The sequence below is a fragment of the Mesorhizobium sp. LNJC405B00 genome (assembly GCF_000502615.1).
Classification (GTDB): domain Bacteria; phylum Pseudomonadota; class Alphaproteobacteria; order Rhizobiales; family Rhizobiaceae; genus Mesorhizobium.
The window spans coordinates 170,942-197,086 of the sequence record NZ_AYWC01000001.1; the positions used below are offsets into that span (position 1 = coordinate 170,942).

Genomic DNA, 26,145 nt, shown 5'->3' on the forward strand with positions numbered 1-26,145 from the left:
TGAGGTTGGAAGAAAGGGGAGAGGCAATGTACGGATTGATCGGAAAGATGCGGGCGGCGCGCGGCCAGCGCGACGCGATCATGGATGTGCTGCTAGCCTCGACCGGCGCCATGCCGGGTTGCCTGAGTTATGTCATCGCCCGCGACCCGGCCGATGCCGACGCGATCTGGGTGACCGAAGTGTGGACCGACGCCGCAAGCCACAAGGCTTCGCTGCAGCTGCCGGAGGCCCAGGCAGCGATCGCCAAGGCCCGGCCGATCATCGCCGGCTTCGAATTCCAGGTCGAGACCCATCCGGCCGGCGGTTTCGGCCTGCCCGCCATCAAGAACGAGTGACATCCCAACGCGGGGTCGGGGTCGTGAATTTCGTCCGAGACAGCGTTCGCATTTTTCTCTTCCAGGTCTAAGACCCAAACATGGACTCTTCGCCAGACCAACCGGCCGTCGAACGCATGGCGCGCATGCGTCCGGTTCGGCAGTGGCTGGTGCTGCTGATCGTCTCGCTGCTGTTCGCCGGCGCGCTGGAATACGCCGCACTGCCGGCGGCGCTGCTGATCGGCCCGATGCTGGCGGCGATCCTTGCCGGCACCAATGGCGCCACGGTGCGCGTGCCGCGGCCGCTGTTCGCCGCCGCCCAGGCCTTGGTCGGCTGTCTGGTCGCGGCGTCGATCTCCACCGACATTTTTTCGGTGTTCTACAAGGAATGGCCGCTGGTCCTTGTCGTGGTGCTGGCGACCCTTGCGGCGTCCAGCCTGCTTGGCTGGTTGATCAGCCGCTGGCGCATCCTGCCCGGCACCACCGCGGTCTGGGGCTCGTCGCCGGGTGCTGCCACTGCCATGGTGCTGATGGCCGGTGCCTTCGGCGCCGATCAGCGCCTCGTCGCCTTCATGCAGTATCTGCGCGTCATCTTCGTCTCGATGACGGCAGCACTCGTCGCCAAGATGTGGGTCGACACTTCGGGCATCGAGGTACCAGCCATCGTCTGGTTCCCGCCGATCGAACCGGCAGCCTTTGCCGCCACGCTCGGCGTGGCGCTGGTCGGCGGCCTGCTCGGCCGGTTGTGCCGGCTGCCGTCACCCTTCTTCCTCGGCACCTTCATCATCGGCACCATCGTCCATCTCGGCTTCGGCGTGGCGATGCAATTGCCGCCATGGCTGCTGGCGCTCTCCTATGCGATGGTCGGCTGGTCGATAGGGCTGAATTTTACCCGGGCGATCCTGCGTCATGCGACACGGGCGCTGCCGCAGATCGTCGGCTCTATCGTCGTGCTGATCGCCTTTTGCGGCGGGCTAGCCTGGCTGATCAGCCACGTCCTTGGTATCGATCCGCTGACCGCCTATCTCGCGACCAGCCCCGGCGGCATGGACAGCGTCGCCATCATTGCCGCCGCCGCGCAGAACGTCGACATATCCTTCGTCATGGCCTTGCAGTCGACCCGCTTCCTGGTCGTGCTCATCGCCGGGCCGAGCATAGCGCGGCTGGTGGCGAGAGCCGTCAGGGACTGAGATTCAAATATCCAGGGAAGAGGAAAAGTGCCCATGAAACGTCGTGTGAATGCCGTCGATCTCTCAGGCCGGGTCGCCGTGGTGACCGGCGGCGCGCAAGGCATCGGCCTTGCTGTCGCCCGGCGACTGCTGTCATCGGGCGCCAGCGTCGCCATCTGGGATGTGGACGAGACCGCCATGGCGAAGGCCGTTTCCGAACTCACCCCGCTCGGCCGGGTCGAGGGTTTGCTGTGCGATCAATCGCTGATGGAGGCCGTCGACAGCGCCGCGACCGAAACCGAGCGCTCGCTTGGTCCGGTCGATCTGCTGGTAAACAATGCCGGCATCGCCGGACCGGCAGCGACGGTGGCGGATTATGATCCTGCCGCCTGGCGCCAGATAATCGACATCGACCTCAACGGCGTCTTCTACTGCTGCAAGCGCCTGGTGCCCGGCATGATCGCGCGCAGCTACGGCCGCATCGTCAACATCGCCTCGGTCGCAGGCAAGGAAGGCAATCCGAATGCCGCCGCCTATTCCGCCGCCAAGGCCGGCGTGCTCGCGCTGACAAAATCGCTCGGTAAGGAGTTGGCTGGCCACGACATCGCCGTCAATGCGCTGACCCCATCGCCCGCCCGCACCCGCATCCTCGAACAGCTCACTGAGGCCCAGGTCGCCTACATGCTGGGCAAGGTGCCGCGAGGCCGGTTCGTCGAAGTCGAAGAGGCGGCTGCGATGATCGCCTTCATGCTATCGGACGAAAATTCCTTCACCACCGGCGCAACGTTCGATCTCTCCGGCGGCCGCGCCACCTACTGAGAAGCGCCGCTGTTCCTTGCTGTCGCCGTCGCTGTCGGCCGCGAAGGACTAATTCAAGAGCCGCTCAGCGTCGCGGCAAGCCGGTCGGGAAGAAAGTCGACGAAGGCGCGAACCTTTGGCGACAAATGGCGATTGGACGGCCAAAGCAACCGGAACTGGCCGCGGCCGTCGACATGGTCGTCCAGCACCGTGCGCAGCAGGCCGTCACGCAGCGCCTCGCGGACCAGGAAATCGGGCATCGAGCTGATGCCGAGCCCGGCCATCGTGGCGCCCTTCAGCGCCTCCGTGTTGTTGCAGGTCAGCATCGAGCGGACCTGCGGCTCGGCGCTGCCGCCGATGAACGGCCAGCCTTGCAGCTTGCCGCTGTTGGGAAAGCGGAAGCGGATGCCGTAATGGTTCACGAGATCGTCCGGGCGGCTCGGGTTGCCGTGCTGCTCGATATAGGAGGGTGCCGCACACAACAGCAGCCGGAAGGGTGCAAGCGGCCGCGCCACCAGGCGCGAATCCGGCAGGTCGCCGCTGCGGATCGCGATGTCGACGCCTTCGTCGATGAGGTCGACGATGCGGTCGTTAAAGTCGATGTCGAGTTCGATTTCGGGATAGCGCGCCATGAACTCGGACAGCACCGGGAACAGCAAATGATAGGTCACGATCGGCGTCGAAACGCGCAGCCGCCCATGCGGTGTTTCGCGGCTCCGCGACAGCATCGCCTCGGCATCGTCGATGTCGTCGAGGATGCGCCGCACCCGCTCGTTGAACAGCTTGCCCTCTTCGGTCAGGCCGATGCGGCGCGTGCTGCGCTGAAGCAACCTTACGCCGAGATCCTGCTCGAGCCTGGCGACGCTCTTGCCGACGGCCGATGCCGAGATGCCGAGCGTGCGGCCCGCAGCGATGAAGCTGCCGAACTCAGCCGTGCGGGCAAAGGCCAGGAGCCCATTGAGGCGTTCCATCGGATCTCTCCATTCGAGCGTTTCAGTCCGATATATCTGGAGATTTAACACTATTTTTCTCGAAGTGTCGCGGGCCTATCTTCGCATTACGACCGGCGCAGCAAGTTTGCGGCAGGCCGGCGGATCCTGGTTCAGATAGGAAATCCATGACCTCGAAGACCACAAACGGCGCGGTCGCGCCATGGCTTGTCCTGTTGTCGGTATGCCTTGCCGCCATGACAATGCCCTTGACCTTCACCGGCCCGGCCGTCGCGCTTTCCCGCATTGCGGCCGACCTCGGCGGCAGCCCGATCGCGCTCAACTGGGTGACCAACGCCTTCATGCTGACCTTCGCCGCCACCTTGATGGCATCAGGCGCGCTGGCCGACAATCATGGCCGCAAGCGGCTCTTCCTTGTTGGCCTCGCCACCTATGTGCTGGCATCGCTGGGATCGATGTTTGCCCCTGATATCGTCTGGTTCGATGTGCTCAGGGCTGCGCAAGGGCTCGGCAGTGCCGCCGCCTTTGCCGGCGGCGCCTCCGCTCTTGCCCAGGAATTCGATGGGCCATTGCGGCTGCGCGCCTTCTCCTTCCTCGGCACCAGTTTCGGCATCGGCCTCGCTTTTGGGCCGATAGCGTCGGGCCTGCTCATAGATGCTTTCGGCTGGCGATCGATCTTCGTCTTGGTGGCAGTGCTCGCGATTGCAGCCGCTTTGCTCGGCCTGCGCACCATCAGGGAATCGCGCGATCCGGATGCGACCGGCCTCGACTGGGCGGGAGCCGGCACCTTTACGATCGCGCTGGCATCGCTGACCTACGGCATGCTGCAAGCGCCGCAGAGCGGCTGGACCGATCCCCTGGTGATCGCGCTTCTCGTGGCGGCCGCCCTTTGCTTTGCCGCTTTCGTCGTCGTCGAGCGGCGCGTGCGCCGGCCGATGCTCGATCTCTCGCTGTTCCGCTTTCCCCGCTTCGTCGGCGTCCAGTTCCTGGCGGCCGCTCCCGCCTATGGCTTCGTCGTCCTGCTGGTGCTGTTGCCTATCCGCTTCATCGGCATCGAGGGGATGAGCGAGATCAAGGCGGGGCAGTTGATGATCTGCCTGTCGGGACCGCTGTTGATCCTGCCACTGCTCGCCGGCCAGGTAGCGCGCTGGATCGCTCCGGCAACGATCTGCGGTGTCGGCCTGCTTGTGGCCGCCGGCGGCCTTGTCTGGCTGAGCCTGACACCGCCTGTCGTCGCAGCGCTGGTGGCGCCGCTGATCCTCATCGGCGTCGGCATCGCCTTGCCCTGGGGGCTGATGGACGGACTTGCCGTCGGCGTCGTGCCGAAAGAGCGTGCCGGCATGGCGGTCGGCATCTTCAACACCACCCGCGTCGCTTGCGAAGGCGTGGCGCTGGCGATCGTCATGGCAGTCCTGTCGGGTTTCACGGCAGCCCAACTGGCGGCTCAGGGAACGGCGTCTTCCCTGGATGCAACCGCCGCCGCGCAGCTGCTGGTGACCGGCAACATCGGCGAAGCGGCAGCCCGCTTGCCGGGTGCCGGAGCCACGGTCCTGGTCCAGGCCTATGAGATCGCGTTCGACAGGCTGCTGATCGTGCTGGCGGCAATCACCATCGTCACCGCCCTTGTCGTCTTTCTCGGCTTGCGCCGTGGATCGGCGGTGGAACACGAGACCATTGCTCTGCCGGTTTGCCAGGAAGGGTAGCTGAGCCGCGTCAGGAGATGACGAGGCTCGCTATGCGGTGGCCGTCGAGCACGAAGGTCATGTCACCCTCACCGTTGAAGCCATTGCCTTTCACGGCAATGCGGACGCGGTAGCTGCCCTCGACCTCGGCGATGCGGACAATGCGAAGATTGGACTTCACGCCGATATTATCCGACTGGTTCCAGCGCGCGATCTGCTGGCGGCCTTGGAAGGACCGCCCCCAGTCGGTCAGGGACGCGTCGGCTGTGAACGTGTGGAGAACGGCTTCGCTATCACCCGCATTGGTGGCCTCGATAAAGCGGCGGATAGGTTCGGGTGTGGTCATCAATCGAGCCGGTGCATCAGATCATCATCCAGCCAGCGGCCGAAGAAATAGACCAGCTGTTTGTGCCACCATGGCCAGTCATGACTGACATCGCCGCCCCAATAGTCGACCCAGGCGGGAATGGATTTGTCGCGCAGGATCTGTTCCAGCCTGCGGGTCTCGACCAGCATCCGCTCTTCCCAGGCGCCCTGCCCGCAGCAGAAGATCATCCTCAGCGCCTTCAGCCGGGCAAGCAGTTTTGGGTCTACGATGCCGGGCAGATAGTCGAGCGGCGAATTGTAGAAGATATCGCCTTCCAGCGCCTTGCCGAAGAAGTCGCCCGCCGAATAGACGCCCGACAGCGCGATGACGCCGCTGGCGAGTTCGGGAAAGCGAAAGACGAAATTCGTGGAATGATAACCGCCCATCGAACAGCCGGTGAACAGCGGCTTTAATTTGCGCCCGCCATTGGCTTGCTCAGCGGTCGCCAGAAACTCCGTCAGCGCCTCCTCGCGCACATATCGGAAATAAGCCTCATGGCGACCGATGCGGTGCGCGGCGCCGGCATGCTTGTTGAAGAACGATTCCGAATCGATGCCGTCGACCGCGAACAGCTGGATGCGGCCGGTATCGATGAATTCGGCCAGCGCTCCAACTCCCCCGGAATCCTCGAACTGGTAGAACCGCCCCTGCGACGTCGGGAACACCACCACCGGCCGGCCGGCATGGCCGTAGCGCTTGTATTCCATGTCGCGGCCGAGATTGCCGGAGAAACCCTTGTGATAGGAGATGTCCATCGCGTTCAAGCCTTTTCCGCGTGGATGTAGGCGACGGCCGCGCGCAGTGCTGCTTCTTCTTTCGAGCGCATCTGGTAGGCGTAATTTCCCATGGCGCGGCTGAAAACCTCTTCAATTGGCTGATGATGGACGATCTTGTCGCGATGCGCGGCTATTACGTCCTCATGGCTGTGCAAATAGTCGAGGCGCCGCTTGCGGCTGGCATAGGCGGTGAAATATTTGCCCTCGTAAGGCCCGCCGGCGGCATCCTTCACCACCATGTCCGCCCAGGCCGCGTAGACGTCGATGTCGAACGTGTAGTTGATCGCATCGGTCATCCAGGCGCCGGGCGGCCGCATGTTGACCTCAAGCGCGATGACGCGGTCGTCCTTGGTTTCGAACAGCTCGATGTGGAAGAAGCGCTCGCGCACGTCGAACGCTTTGAGGATCTTGCGGCCGGCTTCTTCGATCGCCGGTCGGACCTTGGGAAAGCAGGTGTAGCTCATGTGGCGGTCCTTGTTGACCACTTCCATGATGCTCTGGTCGTAGCGGTGGCTGGCCGCCAGCACCACCTCGCCGTCACGGTTGACCAGCCCATCGAAGGTCACCACCAGCCCCTCGATGAACTGCTCCATGACGAAGGTCACGTCCTCGGGCTTGTCTCTGAAGAACTGGTCAAGCTCCCTGGCGTTGGAAATCTTGAAGGTGTTCGAGGCGCCGGAACCGGAATCGGGCTTCACCACCACGGGATAGCCGACGCGGCGGATGAAGGTCATGGCACCGGCCCGGTCGGAGCATTTGCGCTGGGCGATGGTGTCGACGCCGCTCTTGCGAAAGAATGCACGCATGCGGCTCTTGCGCTTCAAATTCTTCACGAAATCGAGCTTGGTTCCGTAGATGTTGAAGTCGGTGCGGATGTTGGCCTCCAGCTCCAGCCAATGCTCGTTGAGTGACTCGAAGCGCTCGATCCGGCCCCATTTGTGGATGAAATGACCCATGGCCCGGAACACCGGATCGTAGTCCTCCATGTCGGCGATGCGGTAATATTCCGACAGGGCCACCTTCAGCTTGCCGTCCAGCGCCTCATAAGGCGCATCGCCAATGCCCAGCACCGTAGCGCCGGCCTTTTTCAGCCGGTCGCAGAAATCGGCGCCGTTGGCGGGAAAATGCGGCGAGAAGAAAACAAAATTCACGGATGATCCCTCCGACGGCGAAGCATTGCGGGCTCGGCTACACGCAAGTCTGGCGCATTTGCCGCGCATGGGGAAGAGTGCTCGCGAGTGGTGGAATGGCAGCCCACTTGCCTGTCCATGGCGGCTCCTGTATGAACCCCGCCATGAACACGCGCGTCTCCTCCGTCGCTTCCCGTCCGACCGGCTTTGCCGGCGAGACCGTGCGCGCGCTGGCATCGACCCTGCTTCTTCTCGGCCTTATCGGCGATCGCCGGGTTCGCTGAAGGAGCGCCCGGCGGTCGAACCGCCGCTTACGCGCACGCTCCTTGGCCAGTTCAGAAATTGGCAATTCACATCAAGCGAACGAAAATCTGATAAGGCGCTGCTCGCCCTGGAATCCGTCCGAAGACCGATCCGCGAGCCGCCGGGAGAACAAGACGATGAACGCACGAGAAGACATCCGCGCCGGCGAAGCCGAAAGCGTAAAACGCGCGGCCGGCCACATGCCGGGCGCGGCCCGAAAATACCAGCCCTACCCGACGGTCGGTCTCACCGACCGCACCTGGCCCAACAAGGTCATCGACAAGGCACCGGTCTGGTGCTCGGTCGATTTGCGCGACGGCAACCAGGCGCTGATCGATCCGATGGGTCATGAGCGCAAGGCGCGCATGTTCGCCCTGCTGCTCGACATGGGTTTCAAGGAGATCGAGATCGGTTTCCCCTCGGCCTCGCAGACCGATTTCGATTTCGCCCGCTGGTGCATCGAGGAAGGCAATGTGCCGGCTGATGTTTCGCTACAGGTGCTGGTGCAGTGCCGTCCCGAACTCATCACCCGCACCTTCGAATCTCTGAAGGGCGCCACCAACCCGATCGTGCATTTCTACAATTCGACCAGCGAGTTGCAGCGTCGCGTCGTCTTCGAGAAGGATGTCGGCGGTATCAAGCGCATCGCCACCGACGCGGCCAAGATGATCACCGACATGGCGGCCAAAGCCGGCGGCGGTTATCGCTTCGAATATTCGCCCGAAAGCTTTACCGGCACCGAGCTCGAAGTCGCGCTGGAGATATGCAACGCCGTCACCGAGATCGTGAAGCCGACAGCCGACAACAGACTGATCATCAACCTGCCGTCGACGGTCGAGATGTCGACGCCCAACATCTATGCCGACCGGATCGAATGGATGTGCCGCAACCTGGACGACCGCGAGAACCTGCTGATCTCGCTGCACCCCCACAACGATCGCGGCACCGGCATCGCCACCACCGAGCTCGGCCTGATGGCGGGTGCGGACCGCGTCGAAGGCACGCTGTTCGGCAATGGCGAGCGCACCGGCAATGTCGACATCGTGACGCTGGCGCTCAACATGTACACGCAAGGGGTCGATCCCCATCTGGATTGCTCCGACATCAACCGGATGAAGGACGTCTACGAATATTCCAACCAGCTGAAGATCTCCGAGCGCCATCCCTATGTCGGCGAACTCGTCTACACCGCCTTTTCCGGCTCGCACCAGGACGCCATCAACAAGGGCATGAAGGCCTTGAAGAAGGCCAACACGCCGGTCTGGGAAGTGCCGTATCTGCCGATCGATCCGGCCGATGTCGGACGCAGCTACGAGGCGATCATCCGCATCAACTCGCAGTCGGGCAAAGGCGGCATCGCCTATGTGCTGCAGGCCGATTACGGCCTCAATCTGCCGCGCAACCTGCAGATCGAGTTCAGCCAGGAGATCCAGGCGATCACCGACGCCGAAGGCAAGGAAGTGCCGGCAAAACGCATCCATGACCGCTTTATCGAAACCTATGTCGACCAGCCCGGCGCACGACTGAAGTTCCTCGACCATCACACCTATCCCGATACCGAGAAAAAGGGCCGGCGCGTGGTCGAGGCGGTGATCCTCGACAACGGCAAGGAGACGACAATCGCCGGCTCCGGCACCGGCCCGATCGACGGCTTCGTCGATGCGCTGTCGCGTCATGTTGGCGTCGACATGTCGGTGCTTGATTATTCCGAACATTCGCTCCAGCGCGGCTCGAACGCCTCGGCGATTTCCTATGTCGAGATGGAATATCCCGGCGGCAAGCTGTTCGGCGCCGGCATCAACACCAACATCGTCGCCGCCTCGCTGGAAGCCGTTGTTTCGGCCGCCAACCGGATAATCGGCCGCAAGGCCGGCTGATATTTTCCCGGGCGCCGAATGTCCGCGGCGCCCGGAAATCCCCCATTTGCCGAGGGAAATTCCGGTCTTTTGTGTCAACCACCGGCAACTATCCGGTGTGTTACGCGATCGCATAACATAAGCATGCTTGTATGGAAGTGCAGGCTCTATATGATTGCGCCTCAACCTGTGCCGACTTCGAGAGGATCGACACTTGCAGCATGCCACGCCTGCCGCCCCCGCAGTGCGCGAGACACTGGAGCGACTGCTCGCCAGCGAAACGTTCGGACGTTCCGAGCGCGCGCGCAAGTTGCTGCGCTATCTTGTTGAGCGCGAGCAGGCCGGCGAAGCCGACAGGCTCAAGGGTTTCTCCATCGCCATGGACGTCTTCGGCAAGGACGGCGATTTCGATTCGTCGACCGACGCCGTTGTCCGGGTGCAGGCAGGCCGGCTGCGCGAACTTCTCCAGCATTATTTCGCCAATGAAGGCATAGCCGAACCGGTTCGCATTGCCATTCCGCGCGGCGGCTACGTGCCGTCCTATGAGCTCAACGCCATACGCCTGCCGGTTGGGCAGGAGCCGCTTGCGGCGGCGGTAGCCGCCTTGCCCGGATCGCCCGACCAGGCGGCTCTTGACGCCGTTCCCGCTGCCGCGACAGCTTCGGGGGTTACAGAACCTGGGCCTTCGCTGGCGCGCCATCTCCAGTTCTTCTGGGTCGCCATGACGCTGGTCATTCTCATGCTGGGCGTGCTCATCCTGCGCCAGGGCAGCGGCGCATTGCTTGCCAGCAGCGATCCTACCGCGGTGGTCGAGACCGCGGGCGTAACGAGCAGCATCGCATCGCCGTCGATGGAGGCCCTGCCCCTCGTCTTCATCGCGGTGAAGGCCACCGGACCCGAGGCGGGCCGCGTCGCCGCTTCGCTGCGCGCCGGCCTTGCCGGTTTCGACACGATCGACTTCATCGGCCGCGACGCCGACAGCAAGCGCGATCCGAGCACCGACCCGACCAGCTTCGTTTTCGATGTCCTGCCGGGACCAATGGCAGGTGACGTGACGCTCGAACTGCAGAGCGTGGCGACCGGCCGCGTGCTTTTGTCCCGCAGTCTGACGGTCGCCGACAGCGCACCTGGCACCGTCGAGGATCGTATCGCCGCCATCCTCAGCTCGACCATTCCCGCCTCCGGCCCCCTCTACAGCTACATCGAACAGAACGGCATTCAGACCGGGCTGACGAGCTGCCTGATCCTCAACGACAGATACTATCTCGACCAGAGCACCAGGACGCACGAGGCTGCCTATCGCTGCCTGGACAACCTCGCCGGCCAGGGTGCGAAATCGTCCTTGGTCTATTCGGAACTGGCCTCCCTGACCCTTGAGGCCGCCACCGATCATTACGCCTATCCGCCTGGCGCGACGGTCGATCAGGCAATGTCTTTCGCCCATCGCGCCATCCAGATGGGACCGACCAGCCCTTATGCGCACCGCGCCTATGGCTACCTCAACTCGCGCCTCGGCAACACCGAGGAATCGATCCGCTGGATGCGCAAGGCCTATGAGCTCAACCCCTACGACCTCGGCATGGCTGCCGCTTACGGCTATGGCCTGATCTTTGCCGGCAAATATGCCGAGGGAACACCGATCCTGACCCATGCCGTCGAGACGTTCAGCGGCCATCCGACATGGTGGGATTTTGGGCTTTTCGCCGGACAGTTCATGCTGGGCGACATGAACAAGGCCGCGATAGCCAGCGAGTCGCTGCGCACGACGGCGATGAAATCGCATTATCTGGCGGCGCGGCTGATCGGCGCCAAGGCTGCCGGCCGCGAACAGCTGGCAGCCAAGCTTCTGGATGAGCTGACCACCAAATTCCCGAAATTCGCCGCCGATCCGCGCGCGGCCTTCGCCGAGCGCAAATATCCCGCCGATCTGACCGACCGGCTGGTTGAGGCGCTGCGCGCCGCGGGCCTAGGCAACGCCAGCTAGTCTTTCCGGATCGCGAAAACTTTACTGGCCATCGGTCTGGACTGGGAGCAATCCAGCCTCGATTCGAATTTCCTCTCCAGTCTTGCAATAATCGCACATTTTCATGGTCTCATCCCTCTATGTTGCCGAGCGGGGCGCCGGGCCGAAGACGGTCGTCCTGCTGCATGGCTTCGGTGGTTGCCATGATATCTGGCGCGAGGTGACCGCGTCGCTAGGGCCCGATATCAGGACTTTGGCCTACGATCTTCCGGGACACGGACTGTCTCTCGAATTCCCTGGCAGCGGCCCGGCCAAAACAGCGGCGCGAGCGGTTCTCGCGGATATCGCCGCACGCGGGATAGCAAGGGTGCATGTCGCCGGTCATTCGATGGGCGGTGCGGTCGCCTCCCTGATGGCGCTTGCCGAGCCTGACAGGATAGGCTCGCTGACGCTTCTGGCGCCGGGCGGTGCTGGGTCAGAGATCAACGGACCGCTGTTGCGCCGCTACGCCGCGGCCGCCGACAGACGGGAAATCCGCGCCTGCCTTGCCGCCATGTCGGGACCGCGAAGCCCGCCGCCCGAACGCATCGTTGGCGTCCTGGCGGACCTACGCCGTCGCCCCGGCCAGTTGCGCAAGCTGATTGAGATATCGGCCGTCATGACCAGGAACGAGCGGCAGGGGGTCATACCCCGCGAACAGCTGGACACCCTCGACATGCCGGTGATGGTGGTTTGGGGAACGGACGATCCGGTGCTGCCCTTTACCCAGGCTGATTGTCTGCCGGCGCATTTTCATATTCATCACGTGCTCGATGCCGGCCATATGCTGGTCGAGGAAGTGCCTGATGTGGTCGCCCAGGCCGTGCGCCGAAACATGGCACGCCGCGGCAGGCGCCTGCGCCCGACATTCGAGGCCGCGGCGAGCTAACTTACTTGCGCCCCGCATCTCGCCAGTGCATTTTGCCGCCGCCTGTGTTAACTCGCAATTAACCATATCAGCGAGGCGACGCCGATGAAGGACACTGGCGAAAACATCACCCCCATCGACACCTCCCGCAAACTGTCCGACGCCGTTCGCGATGTGAAAAATGCCTTCGCCGATCGCGACGATGTCGTGGTCGACATGCGCGAGGCGCACCGGATGCGGCTTGATCTGCTCGCCGCCGAGCTCGCCCCGGTCTTTGCCGACGTGCCCGCCGACATGGACAATTTCGACTTCGTCGTCTCCTCCGGCCTGCAGCCCCGCCTGTGGATCGACGCCGTCAGCCATGTCGCCATGGGGCGCGACCGCCGCACCTACCGCTTTCTCAGGGATACCCGCATCGGCCGCGTCGTGCTCGCCGAATCGACCGATATGAAACCGGTCGCCGATCAGGTCACGCGCTATGTGGCGGAGCGTATCGTCGAGCGCCAGCGCATGATGGAGGGCGGTGTCGAGCCGGCCGTCGCCGACCTGAAACGCGCCGCCGTGCCGGAAGCGGAGCCGCCCTTGCAAGCAGCCGCGCCAGGCAAGAGCTGGTCGACGTTCCTTTCCGGTCTCGGCTTGGTCGCCGCCGGCGCGCTTGTTGGCCTGGCGGTGGCGGCCGCGCTGTTTTGGGATCGCCTGATGGCGATGAAGATCAGCTTCTGATCAACGATCTGGAGGCCTCGGTGTCTGCGCGCCGAGTTCAATGACCTGCAGGTCCGATGGCGGCAAGGCCGGCCCGGTCAGGCCGCGCCGCGTCAGGCGAATCAGCCAATTGCCCTTCTCCCCGTCAATATCGAGCAGATTGTACTGTGCCGCCGGGTTCTTGCTGCCTGGCGACTGCCCGGCGGCGGCGACGCCGACGACCGGAATCCTGGCGCCGCGCCCGCCGATGAAGAACAGCGACGGCAGATGCGAATGGCCGTGCAGCACGAGTTCGGCGCCATGCCTATGAACGGTCTTGTGGAAGCGGGAGATGCCGAACAGGCGCTTTTGCTGGGCGACGGCGCCGCGCACCGGCGGATGATGGATCATGATCACCCGCAACAGGCCGCGTTTGTTCGTTGCGTCGAGCACTGTCGCCAGCCTTTGCGCCTGACCTTCGAGGAAGAAGCCGTTGGCCATGAACGGCGCCGTGGCGCGCGCCGTCGAAACGCCGATCAGCGCGACATTGCCGCGTACGCGCAGATAGGGAAAAGCGTTGCGGTCGATCGGCGCAGTCACGCCGTCGCCGCTCATCCACGCCGCCCAGGAGCGGCAGACCTTGTCGAAGGCGCCCGGCACATAGGCGTCGTGGTTGCCCGGCACCACCGAGACATCCTCCGGCGAACCCAGCGTCTCAAGCCAGTGCTTGGCCATCTCGATCTCGCCGTCGAGCGCCAGATTGACCAGATCGCCGGTAACGGTGAGGTGGTCGGGTGTGCTCGCCTTCATGTCGGCGACGATGGTGTCGATGACGGCATCGTGCATATGGCGGCGGCGGTTGCGCTGCCAGTTGACGTAGCCGACGACGCGCTTGGACGCGAGTTCGCGGTAGGTTACACCGGGAAGCGGCCCCAGATGGACATCGGAAATATGCGCGAGCCTGAACATCCTTCCTTCATAGGCGACGCGCTCCCCGCTTTCCACTCACTGTTTCCTGCCCATCCACGGTTTCGCTAGTCATGGCTATATCGGACCCGGAGCAGGCGTTTCGCCAGACCGGCTGGGCAGGCCTCAGGGCAAGGCTGTTCCATCTCTATTTCCTGCTGCGGCGGCCGATGACGCTGGGCGTGCGCGGCCTGATCCACGATCGCGCCTCGAACACTGTCTTCCTCATCCGCCACACCTATGTTCCCGGCTGGCAATTGCCGGGCGGGGGCGTCGAAGTCGGCGAGACGCTCGGTGAGGCGCTGGTGCGCGAACTGGCCGAGGAAGGCAACATCGCGCTGACAGCCCAGCCGGTGCTGAAATCGATGCATTTCAACCGCCGCTCCAGCCGCCGCGACCATGTCGGCCTCTATCTCATCGAAACCTTCAACCAGACCGCGCCGAAACTGCCGGACCACGAGATCGCCGAAGCAGGCTTCTTTCCGCTCGACCGCTTGCCGCATGGCACGACGCCGGCGACGCTGCGGCGGCTTGCCGAGGTTTTTGAAGGCGAGCCGGTATCGCCGTTCTGGTAGGCTGTCAATCCGATGCTCACGCCGCCTGCCTGAACCGCGCCCGGTCGTGCGGCGCGCCATAGTCGAGCCCAGGCCCGACCGGCACGATGCGCGTCGGGTTGATGCTCTCGTGGCTGCCGTAATAGTGCATTTTGATGTGGTGCAGGTTCACCGTGCCGGCGATACCGGGCACCTGGTAGAGGTCGCGCAGATAGTTCGAAAGGTTCGGATAGTCGGCGATGCGGCGCAGATTGCATTTGAAATGGCCGACATAGACCGGGTCGAAACGCACCAGCGTGGTGAACAGCCGCCAATCGGCCTCGGTGACACGCTCGCCAGTGAGATAGCGCTGTTTTGACAGTCGGCCCTCCAGCGTGTCGAGCGCCGCGAACAGCTCGCCGAACGCCTCTTCATAGGCCGCTTGCGTGGTGGCAAAGCCAGCGCGGTAGACGCCGTTGTTGACGGCGGGAAAGACCAGCGCATTGACCTTGTCGATCTCGCCGCGCAGGCCTGGCGGATAGAAATCGAGAGCGGCATCGCCCCACTCGTCGAAGGCCGAATTGAGCATGCGGATGATTTCGGCGGATTCCGTTGGAGACGATGGTCTCTTCCTTCTTGTCCCACAGCACCGGCACCGAAACCCGGCCCGAATAGGCTGGATCGGCCTTGGTGTAGATTTGGTGCAGGAACTCGAGGCCGTTGAGCGTGTCGCCGGTGGCGCCATCCTCGGCCAAAAACGTCCAGCCCTCAGCACCGAGGAAATGATGCACGACTGAAACCGGGATGATGTCTTCTAGCTTCTTCAGCGCGCGAAAGATCAGCGTGCGGTGCGCCCACGGACAGGCGAGCGAGACATAAAGATGGTAGCGTCCGGGCTCGGCCTTGAAGCCGCGCGTACGACCTTGCGCCGGCGCGCCGTCGCGCGTGATCCAGTCACGCCACTGCGTCTCGGCGCGGATGAACGTGCCGCTGCTATCGACATTGGCCGGACGGTCCTGCCATTTGCCTTCGACCAGCAATCCCATACGAAATCTCCTTGCGTGCCTTGGCCAATGTAGTCGCAAGGCGGCAATGCCGAAGCCGTCATCTGCTGAACAGAGCGTCACTCGTATGAAACGCCGGATGAAAACAGCCGATTGCAGCCGCCGGAAATTGATGCTAGCGGACACTCCGCATGTTCGATCTTGGCTTGATCCGGTTTGACCGACGACGAAAGGGCGCCCGCGCTTAGAAAGCGCTGACTGGCGAACGCTGCCGCTTGCAGCAACCTTTCCTCTTTATCGGACCGCGAAGACCATGAGCCTTGCCGACGTGAAATACCTGCCGGAAACTCCGGCGCATGATCCCGAAATCGAAGCCATCAACGACGAAGCCTTTGGCCCCGGCCGTTTCGTGCTGGCCGCCTACAAGATTCGCGAGACCGGCGGCCACGAGCGCTCGCTATCCTTTGTCGCCATGGATGGCGACATCGTCGTTGCTTCGGTGCGCATGACCCGCATCGCCGCCGGCGCCGGACGCGCGCTGATGCTCGGGCCGCTCGCCGTGCGGCCCGCCTTCAAGAATCTCGGTATCGGCCGCCGGCTCGTGGCGATCGCGCTGGAGGCGGCCGCCAAGGCCGGCGCGCCGGCGGTGATCCTTGTCGGCGACGAGCCTTATTACGGCCCGCTCGGCTTCAGAAAGATCCCCCGCGGCCAGATCTCCATGCCGCGCCCGGTCGACCTCGACCGGCTGCTGTCCCACGAGATCGTGCCCGGTGCCGTGGCGCGGCTCTCCGGCGAGGTCGGCCATGCCAGCCTTGCCAGGATCGCGGAGCAGGCACCAGTGATGGCCTGAGCTCCAGGATCGGTCGCGGCACCGGTCGCGATGGATCCCCATTGGTCAGGTTGCACCATGGCGGCGACCTCCGTAGCATGACCTGGAACAGCACGGAGCATGCAGCATGAACCCGAACGGCCAGATTGCGATCGTAACCGGCGGCGGCTCCGGCCTCGGCGAGGCAACCGCCCGCGCGCTGGCCGACAAGGGCGCGCGCGTCGCCATTTTCGATATCGGCATCGACCGGGCATCGAAGGTGGCGGGCGACATTGGCGGCGCCGCCATCCAGTGCGATGTGAGCAGCGCCGACAGCGGTGCGGCCGCGGTCGCCGAGGTGGAAAAGAGACTTGGGCCAGCGCGCATCCTGGTCAATTGCGCGGGCATTGCCATCGGCGTGAAGACGATCGGCAAGGATGGTCCACATCCGCTCGACCAGTACCGCAAGGTGATCGAGATCAATTTGATCGGCACCTTCAACATGATCCGCCTCGTCGCCGACCGTGCCGCCAAACTCGAACCGCTGCAGGGCGGCGAGCGCGGCGTCATCGTCAACACCGCGTCGGTGGCCGCCTATGATGGCCAGATCGGCCAGGCCGCCTATGCCGCATCCAAGGGCGGCGTCGTCGGCATGACGCTGCCGGTTGCCCGCGACCTGGCGCGCTCCGGCATTCGCGTCTGCACCATCGCGCCCGGCATCTTCAAGACGCCAATGATGGCCGGCATGCCGCAGGAGGTGCAGGATTCGCTCGGCGCGGCCGTGCCCTTCCCGTCCCGCCTCGGCGAGCCGTCCGAATATGCCGCGCTCGCCCTGCATATCGTCGAAAACCAGATGCTGAACGGCGAAACCATCCGCCTCGATGGGGCAATCCGCATGGCGCCGAAATAGACGGCCATGGCGGCCGGCGCAGTGAAGACCGGTCCGCTGGCCGGCCTGAAAGTCATCGAGATGGCTGGGCTCGGCCCGGTGCCTCTGGCCGGGCTGATGCTGTCGGAGATGGGCGCCGAGGTGCTGCGCATCGAGCGCACCGGTTCGGACCAACCCCTGCTGCCGCTCTCCGATGCGTACAATCTCGACCGTCACGGCCGCTCCATCCTGCGCGTCGACCTCAAGCAGGCCAAAGGAACGGAACTGCTGCTGCGCCTTGCCGAAAAGGCCGATCTGTTTGTCGAAGGCTTTCGCCCCGGTGTGATGGAGCGGCTTGGTCTCGGCCCGGATGCTGCATTGGCGCGCAATCCGGCGCTGATTTACGGCCGCATGACCGGCTTCGGCCAGGACGGGCCGCTCGCAGGTCGTGCCGGCCACGACATCACCTACCTCGCCTATTCGGGTGTGTTGCATGCCATCGGCCGGGAGGAAGGTCGGCCGGTGCCGCCGCTGAATCTGATCGCCGACAATGGCGGCGGCGCCATGATGCTGATCGCCGGGGTGCTTGCAGCGCTGTTCGAGCGCTCGCGCTCCGGCAAAGGCCAGGTGATCGACGCGGCGATGGTCGAGGGCGCTTCGATGCTGGCGGCCCCCATACACGCCTTCATGTCGGCAGGTCTGTGGAGCGACCGGCGCGGCGCCAACCTGCTCGATTCCGGTGCGCCCTTCTACGACACCTATGAGACGGCGGACGCACGCCACGTTGCGGTCGGCTGCCTTGAGCCGTGCTTCTTCGCCGCATTCGCAAGGCTGCTGCCGCTCGGCGAGGATTTTGTCCGCGGCCAATACGACAAGGCGTTGTGGCCGGACATGCGCGCGGCCATTGCCGACCGGTTCCGGCAGAAGACACGCGACGACTGGGACGCGCTGTTTGCCGCAAGCGATGCCTGCGTGGCGCCGGTTCTGTCGCTGGCCGAAGCCAGGGATCATCCGCACAACCGGGCGCGTCACGCATTTGTGAAGGCCGGTGCGCTCGAGCGCCCCGCGCCCGCGCCACGCTTCTCGGCCTCGCAGCCGGCGCTTGCCGGCATGTCTGAAGATGACGATCAGCTGCCCCAGACTGTGCTGGCGCGCTTCGGCTTTTCGACAGCCGAGATCAAAGCGCTTGTCAAAGCCGGCATGATTGGCCAATAACTGGATTTAGAAAATCAACTTACCTGGTGGGCATTTTGGACCAGCCGAAGAAGGACGTCATTCGCGCGACGGACGCCGAGGCGATCAGGCTGGCCGCAACGCTGATCCGCAGCGCCCGTTTCGGCGCCCTCGCGGTGATCGAGCCGTCGACCGGCGCACCGCTGGCCTCCAGGGTCGGAGTCGCCACCGACATCGATGGCACGCCTCTGATCCTTGTCTCGGCGCTGTCAGCCCATACCGGCGCCATCCTTGCCGAGCCGCGCTGCTCGCTGCTTGTCGGCGAACCCGGCAAGGGCGATCCGCTGGCGCATCCCAGGATAACGCTGGTCTGCCGGGCGCAGCCGCTGGAACGCGGGTCGAGCGCGCATGCCCGCGCCGAGCGGCGCTATCTCAACCGCAATCCCAAGGCAAAGCTCTATGCCGGGCTCGGCGATTTCTCGATCTTTCGCCTCGAGCCGGAGCGCGCCAGCCTGAATGGCGGCTTCGGCAAGGCCTACCTGCTCGACCGTGCCGATCTCATCACCGAGGGGTTGATCGTCGACGAGCTGGCCGCCAGCGAACAATCCGCTCTCGACCACATGAATGCCGACCATCTCGACGCCATCGCCGTCTATGCCCATCATTTCGCCAGGGTTGAAGGTGATGGTTGGACCATGACCGGCTTCGATGCCGAGGGCATGGACCTGGCATCGGGCGACACCGTTTGCAGGGTCTATTTTCCGCAGCCATTGAAGACCGCGCGCGACCTGCGGCCGGTTCTGGTCGACATGGCCAAAGCCGGTCGTGCGCCAGCTACGCAAGGATAATCGTCATGAATCAAAAGCACGTCTTGAGATTTGGGCGAAATGATCTACGATTCAGACGACGCTGAATCAGCAGCGTGATCCATAGCTGAATTATAGCAGCCAACGCTATTTGCCCCCATAGCGTTTGGATGAGCAGGAAAACATGGGGCATCGATGGTCTCGACCAAACTAATCGCCAATGCCGAATCGGCGGCGACATTTCTGACCCTTATGGGCAACGAAAAGCGGCTCTTGATCATGAGCTATCTGGCCGACGGTGAAATGTCGGTCGGCGCCATCGCCGAAAAGGTGATGCTCAGCCAGTCCGCTTTGTCGCAACATCTGGCCAAGCTCAGGGCGCTCGATCTTGTCGAGACCCGCCGCGACCGGCAGATGATCTACTATTCCTGCAAGTCCGAAGCCGTGCGCGAACTGTTGCGCATGCTGGACGGCATTTTCGGGATAGGCGACTTGTCCCAAATGGCAACGCGTCTGCGCCGCGCCGGGACTTGACCTGCAGGGCTTGACTGGCGGCTCCGATCGCTCCTTACGTCGCTGACGATTTTTCGCCGGCCGAGGTATTGATGGATCCGATCCAGATCGACGACGCGCGCGATCCGCGGGTCGCCGCCTATCTCGACATCCGCGAGCGCGATCTCACCGGCCGCCATGGCCGGTTCGTTGCCGAAGGCAAGGTGGTGCTGGACGTCCTGCTGTCAGCCGGACGCTTTGCTGCGGAGTCGGTCCTGGTCCTCGAAAACCGGCTGGCCGGGCTCGACGACATCCTGCGCAAGGCCCCTGCCGACCTGCCGGTCTACGTTGCGGCAAGCGCCGTCATGGACAGGATCGCCGGCTTCCACATGCATCGCGGTATATTGGCGATCGGCAGCAAGGGCACGCCACAGCCCGCCGAGGCCTTGCTCGACACCTTGCCTGCCGAAGCGTTGATCGTCGTTCTCATCGGCATCGCCAACCATGACAATATCGGATCGATCTTCCGCAATGCCGCCGCCTTCGGCGCCGATGCCGTCTTCGTCGACGCCACCTGTTGCGACCCACTGTATCGCAAGGCGATCCGCGTCTCCGTCGGCGCCGCGTTGAAGGTGCCCTTTGCGTCCTTCGGCGACACTGAAGCTTTCATCGCGAAGCTAGGCGAGTTGGGCTTCGGCCAGGTCGCTTTGTCGCCGCGTGGTGAGGCTGACATTCGCGATGCCACGCGACCGAAACGACTGGCGCTCTATCTCGGCACCGAAGGCGAGGGCCTCCCGGAGAGGCTGCTTGCCCGCCTGCGGACGGTGCGGATCGCGATGTCGGGAGGGTTCGACAGCCTGAATGTTGCTGCCGCGTCAGCCATTGCGCTGCACCATTTTTCGCCCTGATAGGCGTAGTCAGGCAATTCCAAGCCGGGGCTCGAAACTCAGCTCGGCAAATCTGCCTTCTGCAACGCCCGCACGCGATCGGCCAGGCTGGTGGTTCCTGACCGCGTTTCCTGCGGCGCCGCCAGCGCCTTGGCGATCGGTGAATCAGGTCCTTCGAGCTTGGCCGTCAAATGGACGACCTCAGCCGCCAGATTGTTCATCTGTTCGCGCAAGGCAGAACCGGCATCATTGCCATTGCCGGGGCCATTCCCGGGCTTCGCGGATCCAGAACCGCCAAGCTCCGCCTTCATCCGCTTGTTTTCGCGGGCCAGCGTCGTCAGCCTGGCTTCGAGCCGCTCTCGGTCGCCTTCGAGCTTGGCGAGCGTCTTGTCGATGTCCTCGTTCCTGGCGCGGGCACTGTCTTGCGCACCACCCAGGCCAGCAGCCGCGGCGTCTCCCGCAGCCTCGCCCTTCACCCGTTCGCGAAGCCGGGCCAGTTCCTTTTCGCGGCGATCGAGCTTGTCCTCGCGATCGGCAAGCGTGGCGAGCAGACGCTCGAGCTTTCTGTCGAGGTCGGCGGTTCTTTTCTTTTCGGCCTTCAAGGCATCGCGCGTGGCCTTGGCCTCGGTGACGACTTCCTGATGGCGCCTGTCGGCCTCCTTGCGCTGGCCGCGCAGCACTGAAATGTCGTTGGCAAGTTTTTCCAGCTCGGATTCGCGAGCCACCAGTTCGATCTGACGATTGCTGGAGGAGAAGGACGCGTCGTCGTACATATGCTCGAGCTTTTCCAGCTCGAGCGCGCGCTTCTCCATCATGCGCTCTGTTTGTGCAAGCCTGTCCGACAGCTGTCGTATCTGCTGCTCACGATGCAGGAGCAATTCGTTTTTTTCCCCGAGCTCCGAAAGCGCCTGCTTCTTGTCCTTGCGCTCGACCGCCAGGCCCTTCAGCGCCTCGCGGCCGCGATTGATTTCGACGAGTTGCTCATTCGCCTGCTCACGCAGCGTCTTGATGCTGATTTCGAGCCGGCGCGTCGTCATGGCGAACTCGGCCCGCAAGCTGTCCTTGTCGGCCTGGATCTCGGCCAGCGTTCGCGGCACCGACGCCTCGACACGCTTGCGTGTCAGCGCGACCGCCCGCCGCCAGATGGCCGGCGCGACCAGCAGCGCCAGAAAGCCTGCGCACAGAAAGCCGAGGGCGAAGAACAGGATCGACTGAACCAAGGTGACTACCCGTTACGGGCGGGCCGCTATCCGGCAACCGCCAAGTCTGGACTTTGCCATGTTCGCATGACGCAAATCCAGCGCTGCGGCAAGGGTTTGCCGCAGCTGCATCGGGTCAGAATCTGTTGATCGGGTCGAAGTGCGGTCGGAATCGCTCAGAAAGGATTCCAGGTCGGCCTCTGCGTCAGCTTCAGATAGCCGAGATTGACGCCAAGTCGCGCGCCGACGCCGGTGCGGATCGGCACCAGCAGCACCCTGTTGTTCTGCAGCACGTTGAAGCCGACGCCGGCCACGACATAGGCCGAACCGGCAACGCCGCCGAACCGATTGTAGAGATTGCTGACGTCGTCGAGGTTATAGACGAGCATCATCACCCGCGATCCCTCGCCGCCGAAATCCCAGCCGAGCGAAGGCCCTTGCCAGAACACCTTATGGTCGCCGGCATTCTTGGTGTAGAGCGTGCCTTCGCCATAGGTCAGGCCGCCGATCAGCGCGCCGGAGCCCTCTTCGCCGAGCAGATAGCCATTGGGCAGGCCGTAGGAGGCAAAAATCTTCTCGACGACGGTGGCGAGACCGCCCGACGTCGCGCCGAAGAACTTGTGACCGGAATCGACGATCTCCTGAGCGGTGTATTCCTGTGCCCGCGACGCAGAGGTTGAGAAAGCGAGAGCGCCCATGAGGGCAATCGCCATGAAGAAGACGCGGACAAACGTCCGGTCGTAGAATCGGGAAACCATGCTTCCAATCTCCGTCAGGGAGCACTTTCGCCGACGCCTCGCACCCCGTCCGGCTCTTTAGGCGGCCGTTAAGGATGACTGTTACGGGCAAACTATGCCGTAATCCTTTTTCAACCATTAACCTCCCACATGAACATGGCGGTTCGAAGGCTGTTTCTGACTGTCTGCGCGGGCTCCCATCCTGTGCAAAGATGCCGTTTTTTCTCACGAGAATTGTGGATTGTTGCTGCACGCTCGGGCGCTGTGTATTCAGAATGCCTGGGGAGAGAGCGTGATTCGGGTGGTGAGCGTGGCAGTCGGTCGCGCGGCCACCAGGATGTGAATTTTAGCAGGGATTTTTCGCCGATGGCTGAGCTTTTCTCTCTCTCCGCACCCGATCTCGCAGCCTTGTTGTGCAGCCGAGTCTGCCACGACATCATTTCGCCGGTCGGCGCCATCAACAACGGCCTTGAACTCCTGGACGAGGGCGGCGCCGACGAAGACGCCATGAAACTGATCCGGCAGAGCGCCAGAAACGCTTCGGCCCGCCTGCAATTCGCCCGCATCGCCTTCGGTGCCGCCGGTTCGGCGGGCATGATGATCGACACCGGCGATGCCGAGTCCGTCGCCATTGCCTTCCTGAAGAACGAGAAGCCGGAATTGATCTGGAACGGGGTTCGCGCCCTGCTGCCCAAGAACAAGGTCAAGTTGCTGCTCAATTTGCTGCTCGTCGCCAATGCTGCCATCCCGCGCGGCGGCAGATTGGTGGTCACGCTGGAAAACCTCGACACCGAGCCGCGCTTTGCGCTTGCCGCAAGCGGCCCGATGCTGCGCGTGCCGCCGAAATTCCTCGAACTCCATTCCGGCAACAAGCCCGAGGAGCCTATCGACGCCCATACCGTCCAGCCCTACTACACGCTGCTGCTGGCGCGTGAGGCCAACATGACGATCTCGATTCATGCGACCGCCGAAGAGATCGTGCTGTCCGCGGCTTGAGCGAAGCCGTTCGGCAGGACGTCCGAGCATCAAGAACAATCAAGTATCTTTTCCCGCTGATATTTGCGGCAATTCAGAACAGGAAAGTTTCATTGCCGGCAATGCCCCTGCCGAATGGGGCTGCAGACGACATGTTTGTAAAAACTTTACCTAACGGCTTTTCTGCTTCTTTACCAGATCGGCCTAGTGTGCATCCCGATACCCGGATGCCGCCGGTTCGCCCCATGGCAAAGAGGACCCGGAAATGAAGCGCTGCATGTTTGTCGACGATTCGAGCGTCATCAGAAAGGTTGCAAAACGGATTCTTGGCGGCTCCGACATGGTGGTGATCGAAGCGGCAACTGGACTTGATGCTGTCGAGATGTGCGCTGCCGAGATGCCTGATGTGATTGTCGTCGACGGCGCCCTGCCGGACATGCGAGCGGTCGACGTCATTCGCCAAGTTCGCGCCATGGAGAGCACGATCAAACCGCAGATTCTGATCTCGCTGGTCGAGGTCGATGTTGCCTCGATCATGAAGGCAAAGCGCGCCGGCGCCCAGGGTTATCTGTTGAAGCCGTTCAACCGGCCGCAACTGCTCGAACGCTTTCGTACCTTGAAGGTTGCCGCCTGACTCGGCACGTCCTCGGCCAAGAAGGACAGCAAAAAACCCGGCCTGAGCCGGGTTTTTTGCATTGGTTCAATCGGATGGTGTTCGCTCAGGCGCTGACGCGGATGTCTTCCGGCTCGCGCAGCACATAGCCGCGGCCCCAGACCGTCTCGATGTAGTTCTGGCCACCGGATGCTGCGTCGAGCTTCTTGCGCAGCTTGCAAATGAAGACGTCGATGATCTTCAGTTCCGGTTCGTCCATGCCGCCATAAAGGTGGTTGAGGAACATTTCCTTGGTCAGCGTGGTGCCCTTGCGCAGCGAGAGCAACTCCAGCATCTGGTATTCCTTGCCGGTCAGATGCACGCGCTGGCCGCCGACTTCGACGGTCTTGGCGTCGAGATTGACCACCAGGTCGCCGGTGGTGATGACCGACTGGGCATGGCCCTTGGAACGGCGCACGATGGCATGAATGCGGGCGACCAGCTCGTCCTTGTGGAACGGCTTGGTCATATAGTCGTCGGCGCCGAAGCCCAGGCCGCGCACCTTGTCCTCTATGCCGGCCATGCCGGACAGGATCAGGATCGGCGTCTTCACCTTGGACAGGCGAAGTGTCCGCAAGACTTCGTAGCCGGACATATCGGGAAGGTTGAGGTCGAGAAGAATGATATCGTAATCATAAAGTTTACCGAGATCGACACCTTCTTCGCCGAGGTCGGTCGTGTAAACATTAAAACTTTCAGATTTGAGCATCAGCTCGATGCTCTGAGCGGTTGCACTGTCGTCTTCTATCAGCAGAACGCGCATTTCATTCCCCTTTTCTGCCGCCGGACCATGTCACGACCCATCCGGGACCGGAGCAGTGATTGCCTGAACAGAGGCTGCCATCGAATGGTTAACAAAACCTAATTCCGCACCAAGGACGGTACCAGATTTTTTAACCCCTTTCTACACCCTCTTGAATCTAATGATGAATCACAGAACCAAATCGCTAATGCAACACATTAATAAGTCGGACTAAGTGACTCAAGGGACTCGCTGGCCGGCTTCCGTATCGGGAGCCGGAATTTTTACCCGGCCTTAAGTCCTCGCCCTTATGATTAACAATGCGCGTAAACGAATGGTTACCGCCGGCAAAAAACTTTAGGGATTTGTTTCCCATAGTTCGGGGAATGCCGGTGGATACGGGCGGCGCCAGGCCCTGGCGGGCGGATTGGACGATATGTGCAGGTGTGCGTTTCCGGGAGTACCGAATCATGAAGTCACGTGAAAACCTCGTTCGGCTGAAGCAATTTCAGGTGAATGAGAAGCGGCGGCAGCTGCTGCAGCTCGACATGATGATCGCCGAGTTCGAGCGCATGGCCGTTGAACTGGAGCTTCAGATCACCGCCGAGGAGAAGAAGGCCGGCATCACCGACATCAATCATTTTGCCTATCCGACCTTCGCCAAGGCGGCGCGTCTGCGCCGTGATAACCTCAGAAACTCTCAAAGCGACCTCGCCCAGCAGCGAAGCGCTGCCGAATCATTACTCGGCGAAGCTGAAGCGGAGCTTTCCAAGGCCGAGATGCTGGAATCGCGCGACACCAAGATCCGCGACGCGGAACTCGGCGGTCGCAGCGCCATGATCGGCTGACGGCAGAGTTTTAACCCGACCGGCGCCGCCTGACGCCGCGCTTTGCTTTGCGTGTAGCGCGCCAAAAGGCTCCGGCGCTGCTGATCCGGCCCGTAAGGCGGCCGCAGCTTCAGGCCCGTGCGAAATCCCTGTCCAGGTTCGCCGCCGCCCTCGCCCGCGCTTGCTTGATGTCAGGCACATGCTCTTCCGACCAGGAGCGTATCTGGGTGAGCAGCCCCGCCAGGTTCTGGCCAAGTTCGGTCAATTCATATTCGACCCGCGGCGGGATCACCGGAAAGATTTCGCGCCGCACAAGCCCGTCGCGCTCGAGGACGCGCAGCGTCTGCGTCAGCATTTTAGGCGTGATGCCTTCGAGCTTACGCGCCAGTTCGCCGTTGCGCATCCGGCCACGGCGCAGCGCACAAACCGTCAGATAGACCCATTTGCTGGCCAGCATCTCGAGCACGGCGTGCGAAGGACACGTCCGCTGGAAGGCGTCATAGCCGGAGCCGCAATCATTATCACTATCCATGAGGTGCCTATATATGGAAAAGGTACATACTGGACAAGGGAATGTTAC

At 62.9% G+C, this 26,145-nt stretch carries 27 protein-coding genes and 1 pseudogene; 18 read left to right on the top strand and 10 right to left on the bottom strand.

From position 1 onward, the window contains the following. The first annotated feature begins 26 nt into the window (after window positions 1-26). The 3 genes from X756_RS164205 to X756_RS164195 all read left to right on the top strand — a co-directional run bounded on the left by X756_RS164205 (window position 27) and on the right by X756_RS164195 (window position 2,302). Window positions 27-335: a putative quinol monooxygenase gene (locus X756_RS164205; protein ID WP_023728289.1), complete on the top strand. Its 309-nt coding sequence runs from the start codon at window positions 27-29 to the stop codon at window positions 333-335. A gap of 80 nt (window positions 336-415) precedes the next feature. Continuing rightward, window positions 416-1,504 (top strand): AbrB family transcriptional regulator, encoded by a 1,089-nt coding sequence (locus X756_RS164200; protein WP_023711109.1) that lies wholly within the window; start codon window positions 416-418, stop codon window positions 1,502-1,504. Between the two features lie 45 nt (window positions 1,505-1,549). After that, complete coding sequence (locus X756_RS164195) at window positions 1,550-2,302, top strand: SDR family NAD(P)-dependent oxidoreductase (RefSeq protein WP_023728290.1); 753 nt, start codon at window positions 1,550-1,552, stop codon at window positions 2,300-2,302. A 53-nt stretch (window positions 2,303-2,355) separates the two neighbouring features. Here X756_RS164195 and X756_RS164190 read toward each other — a convergent pair whose 3' ends face one another. Beyond that, the gene (locus X756_RS164190) at window positions 2,356-3,252 is read right to left on the bottom strand and encodes a LysR family transcriptional regulator (RefSeq protein ID WP_023669967.1); all 897 of its coding nucleotides are present in this window, start codon (window positions 3,250-3,252) and stop codon (window positions 2,356-2,358) included. 146 nt (window positions 3,253-3,398) lie between these two features. Here X756_RS164190 and X756_RS164185 point away from each other — a divergent pair, with 146 nt between their 5' ends. Then, on the top strand, window positions 3,399-4,934 hold the full coding sequence (locus X756_RS164185; RefSeq protein WP_023691628.1) for an MFS transporter: 1,536 nt from the start codon (window positions 3,399-3,401) through the stop codon (window positions 4,932-4,934). A gap of 10 nt (window positions 4,935-4,944) precedes the next feature. Here X756_RS164185 and X756_RS164180 read toward each other — a convergent pair whose 3' ends face one another. From X756_RS164180 to X756_RS164170, 3 genes are read right to left on the bottom strand one after another with little or no spacing between them, the layout of a single operon-like run. After that, window positions 4,945-5,259, bottom strand: a complete 315-nt coding sequence (locus X756_RS164180) for a nuclear transport factor 2 family protein (protein ID WP_031192978.1) — start codon at window positions 5,257-5,259, stop codon at window positions 4,945-4,947. Further along, window positions 5,259-6,035: an alpha/beta hydrolase-fold protein gene (locus X756_RS164175; RefSeq protein ID WP_023691630.1), complete on the bottom strand. Its 777-nt coding sequence runs from the start codon at window positions 6,033-6,035 to the stop codon at window positions 5,259-5,261. The genes X756_RS164180 and X756_RS164175 overlap by 1 nt, the downstream gene beginning before the upstream one ends. Window positions 6,036-6,040: 5 nt before the next feature. After that, window positions 6,041-7,207: an ATP-grasp domain-containing protein gene (locus X756_RS164170; protein WP_023691631.1), complete on the bottom strand. Its 1,167-nt coding sequence runs from the start codon at window positions 7,205-7,207 to the stop codon at window positions 6,041-6,043. A gap of 482 nt (window positions 7,208-7,689) precedes the next feature. Between X756_RS164170 and leuA the strand changes: the two genes are divergently transcribed. The 4 genes from leuA to X756_RS164150 all read left to right on the top strand — a co-directional run bounded on the left by leuA (window position 7,690) and on the right by X756_RS164150 (window position 12,938). Further along, entirely contained in the window at window positions 7,690-9,366 is a 1,677-nt protein-coding gene (leuA, locus tag X756_RS164165; RefSeq protein ID WP_023683640.1) for a 2-isopropylmalate synthase, read from the top strand. 193 nt (window positions 9,367-9,559) lie between these two features. Next, a complete protein-coding gene (locus X756_RS164160) occupies window positions 9,560-11,329 on the top strand; it encodes a hypothetical protein (RefSeq protein ID WP_023728291.1) in 1,770 nt (589 codons plus the stop codon). Between the two features lie 103 nt (window positions 11,330-11,432). Further along, window positions 11,433-12,236, top strand: coding sequence for an alpha/beta fold hydrolase (locus tag X756_RS164155; RefSeq protein ID WP_023711105.1), 804 nt, complete (start codon window positions 11,433-11,435; stop codon window positions 12,234-12,236). Window positions 12,237-12,320: 84 nt separating this feature from the next. Beyond that, a complete protein-coding gene (locus X756_RS164150; RefSeq protein ID WP_023691635.1) occupies window positions 12,321-12,938 on the top strand; it encodes a hypothetical protein in 618 nt (205 codons plus the stop codon). On the opposite strand, the gene X756_RS164145 is transcribed toward X756_RS164150, so the two are convergent. Continuing rightward, entirely contained in the window at window positions 12,939-13,865 is a 927-nt protein-coding gene (locus X756_RS164145) for a metallophosphoesterase (protein WP_023683636.1), read from the bottom strand. Between the two features lie 71 nt (window positions 13,866-13,936). Here X756_RS164145 and X756_RS164140 point away from each other — a divergent pair, with 71 nt between their 5' ends. After that, window positions 13,937-14,437, top strand: coding sequence for an NUDIX domain-containing protein (locus tag X756_RS164140; protein ID WP_031237675.1), 501 nt, complete (start codon window positions 13,937-13,939; stop codon window positions 14,435-14,437). 16 nt (window positions 14,438-14,453) lie between these two features. Here X756_RS164140 and X756_RS01000000165075 read toward each other — a convergent pair. Continuing rightward, window positions 14,454-15,441 (bottom strand): annotated as a pseudogene (locus X756_RS01000000165075) (glutathione S-transferase family protein). Window positions 15,442-15,712: 271 nt separating this feature from the next. Here X756_RS01000000165075 and X756_RS164135 point away from each other — a divergent pair. The 6 genes from X756_RS164135 (at window position 15,713) to X756_RS164110 (ending at window position 20,454) form a co-directional block, all read left to right on the top strand. Next, on the top strand, window positions 15,713-16,249 hold the full coding sequence (locus X756_RS164135) for an N-acetyltransferase (protein WP_023686191.1): 537 nt from the start codon (window positions 15,713-15,715) through the stop codon (window positions 16,247-16,249). A gap of 106 nt (window positions 16,250-16,355) precedes the next feature. Next, window positions 16,356-17,117: a 3-hydroxyacyl-CoA dehydrogenase gene (locus tag X756_RS164130; protein ID WP_023683632.1), complete on the top strand. Its 762-nt coding sequence runs from the start codon at window positions 16,356-16,358 to the stop codon at window positions 17,115-17,117. A 6-nt stretch (window positions 17,118-17,123) separates the two neighbouring features. Beyond that, a complete protein-coding gene (locus X756_RS164125) occupies window positions 17,124-18,290 on the top strand; it encodes a CaiB/BaiF CoA-transferase family protein (RefSeq protein ID WP_023711102.1) in 1,167 nt (388 codons plus the stop codon). A 35-nt stretch (window positions 18,291-18,325) separates the two neighbouring features. After that, window positions 18,326-19,096 carry a HugZ family protein gene (locus X756_RS164120; RefSeq protein WP_023728293.1) on the top strand — a complete coding sequence of 257 codons (771 nt, stop codon included), beginning with the start codon at window positions 18,326-18,328 and terminating at the stop codon, window positions 19,094-19,096. Window positions 19,097-19,249: 153 nt separating this feature from the next. After that, window positions 19,250-19,588, top strand: coding sequence for a metalloregulator ArsR/SmtB family transcription factor (locus X756_RS164115; protein ID WP_023669951.1), 339 nt, complete (start codon window positions 19,250-19,252; stop codon window positions 19,586-19,588). A 71-nt stretch (window positions 19,589-19,659) separates the two neighbouring features. Continuing rightward, window positions 19,660-20,454, top strand: a complete 795-nt coding sequence (locus X756_RS164110; protein WP_023728294.1) for an RNA methyltransferase — start codon at window positions 19,660-19,662, stop codon at window positions 20,452-20,454. A 38-nt stretch (window positions 20,455-20,492) separates the two neighbouring features. Here the strand turns inward: X756_RS164110 and X756_RS164105 are convergent, their stop codons facing one another. Both X756_RS164105 and X756_RS164100 read right to left on the bottom strand, forming a co-directional pair. Next, window positions 20,493-21,653, bottom strand: coding sequence for a hypothetical protein (locus tag X756_RS164105; protein ID WP_023728295.1), 1,161 nt, complete (start codon window positions 21,651-21,653; stop codon window positions 20,493-20,495). A 155-nt stretch (window positions 21,654-21,808) separates the two neighbouring features. After that, window positions 21,809-22,345: an EipA family protein gene (locus X756_RS164100; RefSeq protein ID WP_245259859.1), complete on the bottom strand. Its 537-nt coding sequence runs from the start codon at window positions 22,343-22,345 to the stop codon at window positions 21,809-21,811. 390 nt (window positions 22,346-22,735) lie between these two features. Between X756_RS164100 and X756_RS164095 the strand changes: the two genes are divergently transcribed. Further along, the gene (locus X756_RS164095) at window positions 22,736-23,365 is read left to right on the top strand and encodes a histidine phosphotransferase family protein (protein ID WP_023669947.1); all 630 of its coding nucleotides are present in this window, start codon (window positions 22,736-22,738) and stop codon (window positions 23,363-23,365) included. 244 nt (window positions 23,366-23,609) lie between these two features. After that, entirely contained in the window at window positions 23,610-23,978 is a 369-nt protein-coding gene (locus X756_RS164090) for a response regulator (protein ID WP_023728296.1), read from the top strand. 85 nt (window positions 23,979-24,063) lie between these two features. On the opposite strand, the gene ctrA is transcribed toward X756_RS164090, so the two are convergent. Further along, window positions 24,064-24,759 (bottom strand): cell cycle two-component system response regulator CtrA, encoded by a 696-nt coding sequence (gene ctrA / locus X756_RS164085; protein WP_006203583.1) that lies wholly within the window; start codon window positions 24,757-24,759, stop codon window positions 24,064-24,066. A 449-nt stretch (window positions 24,760-25,208) separates the two neighbouring features. On the opposite strand from ctrA, the gene X756_RS164080 reads away from it, so the two are divergent. Next, window positions 25,209-25,586, top strand: a complete 378-nt coding sequence (locus tag X756_RS164080; protein ID WP_023669945.1) for a flagellar export protein FliJ — start codon at window positions 25,209-25,211, stop codon at window positions 25,584-25,586. A 109-nt stretch (window positions 25,587-25,695) separates the two neighbouring features. On the opposite strand, the gene X756_RS164075 is transcribed toward X756_RS164080, so the two are convergent. Next, complete coding sequence (locus tag X756_RS164075; protein WP_023728297.1) at window positions 25,696-26,097, bottom strand: helix-turn-helix domain-containing protein; 402 nt, start codon at window positions 26,095-26,097, stop codon at window positions 25,696-25,698. Between the last annotated feature and the right edge of the window lie 48 nt (window positions 26,098-26,145).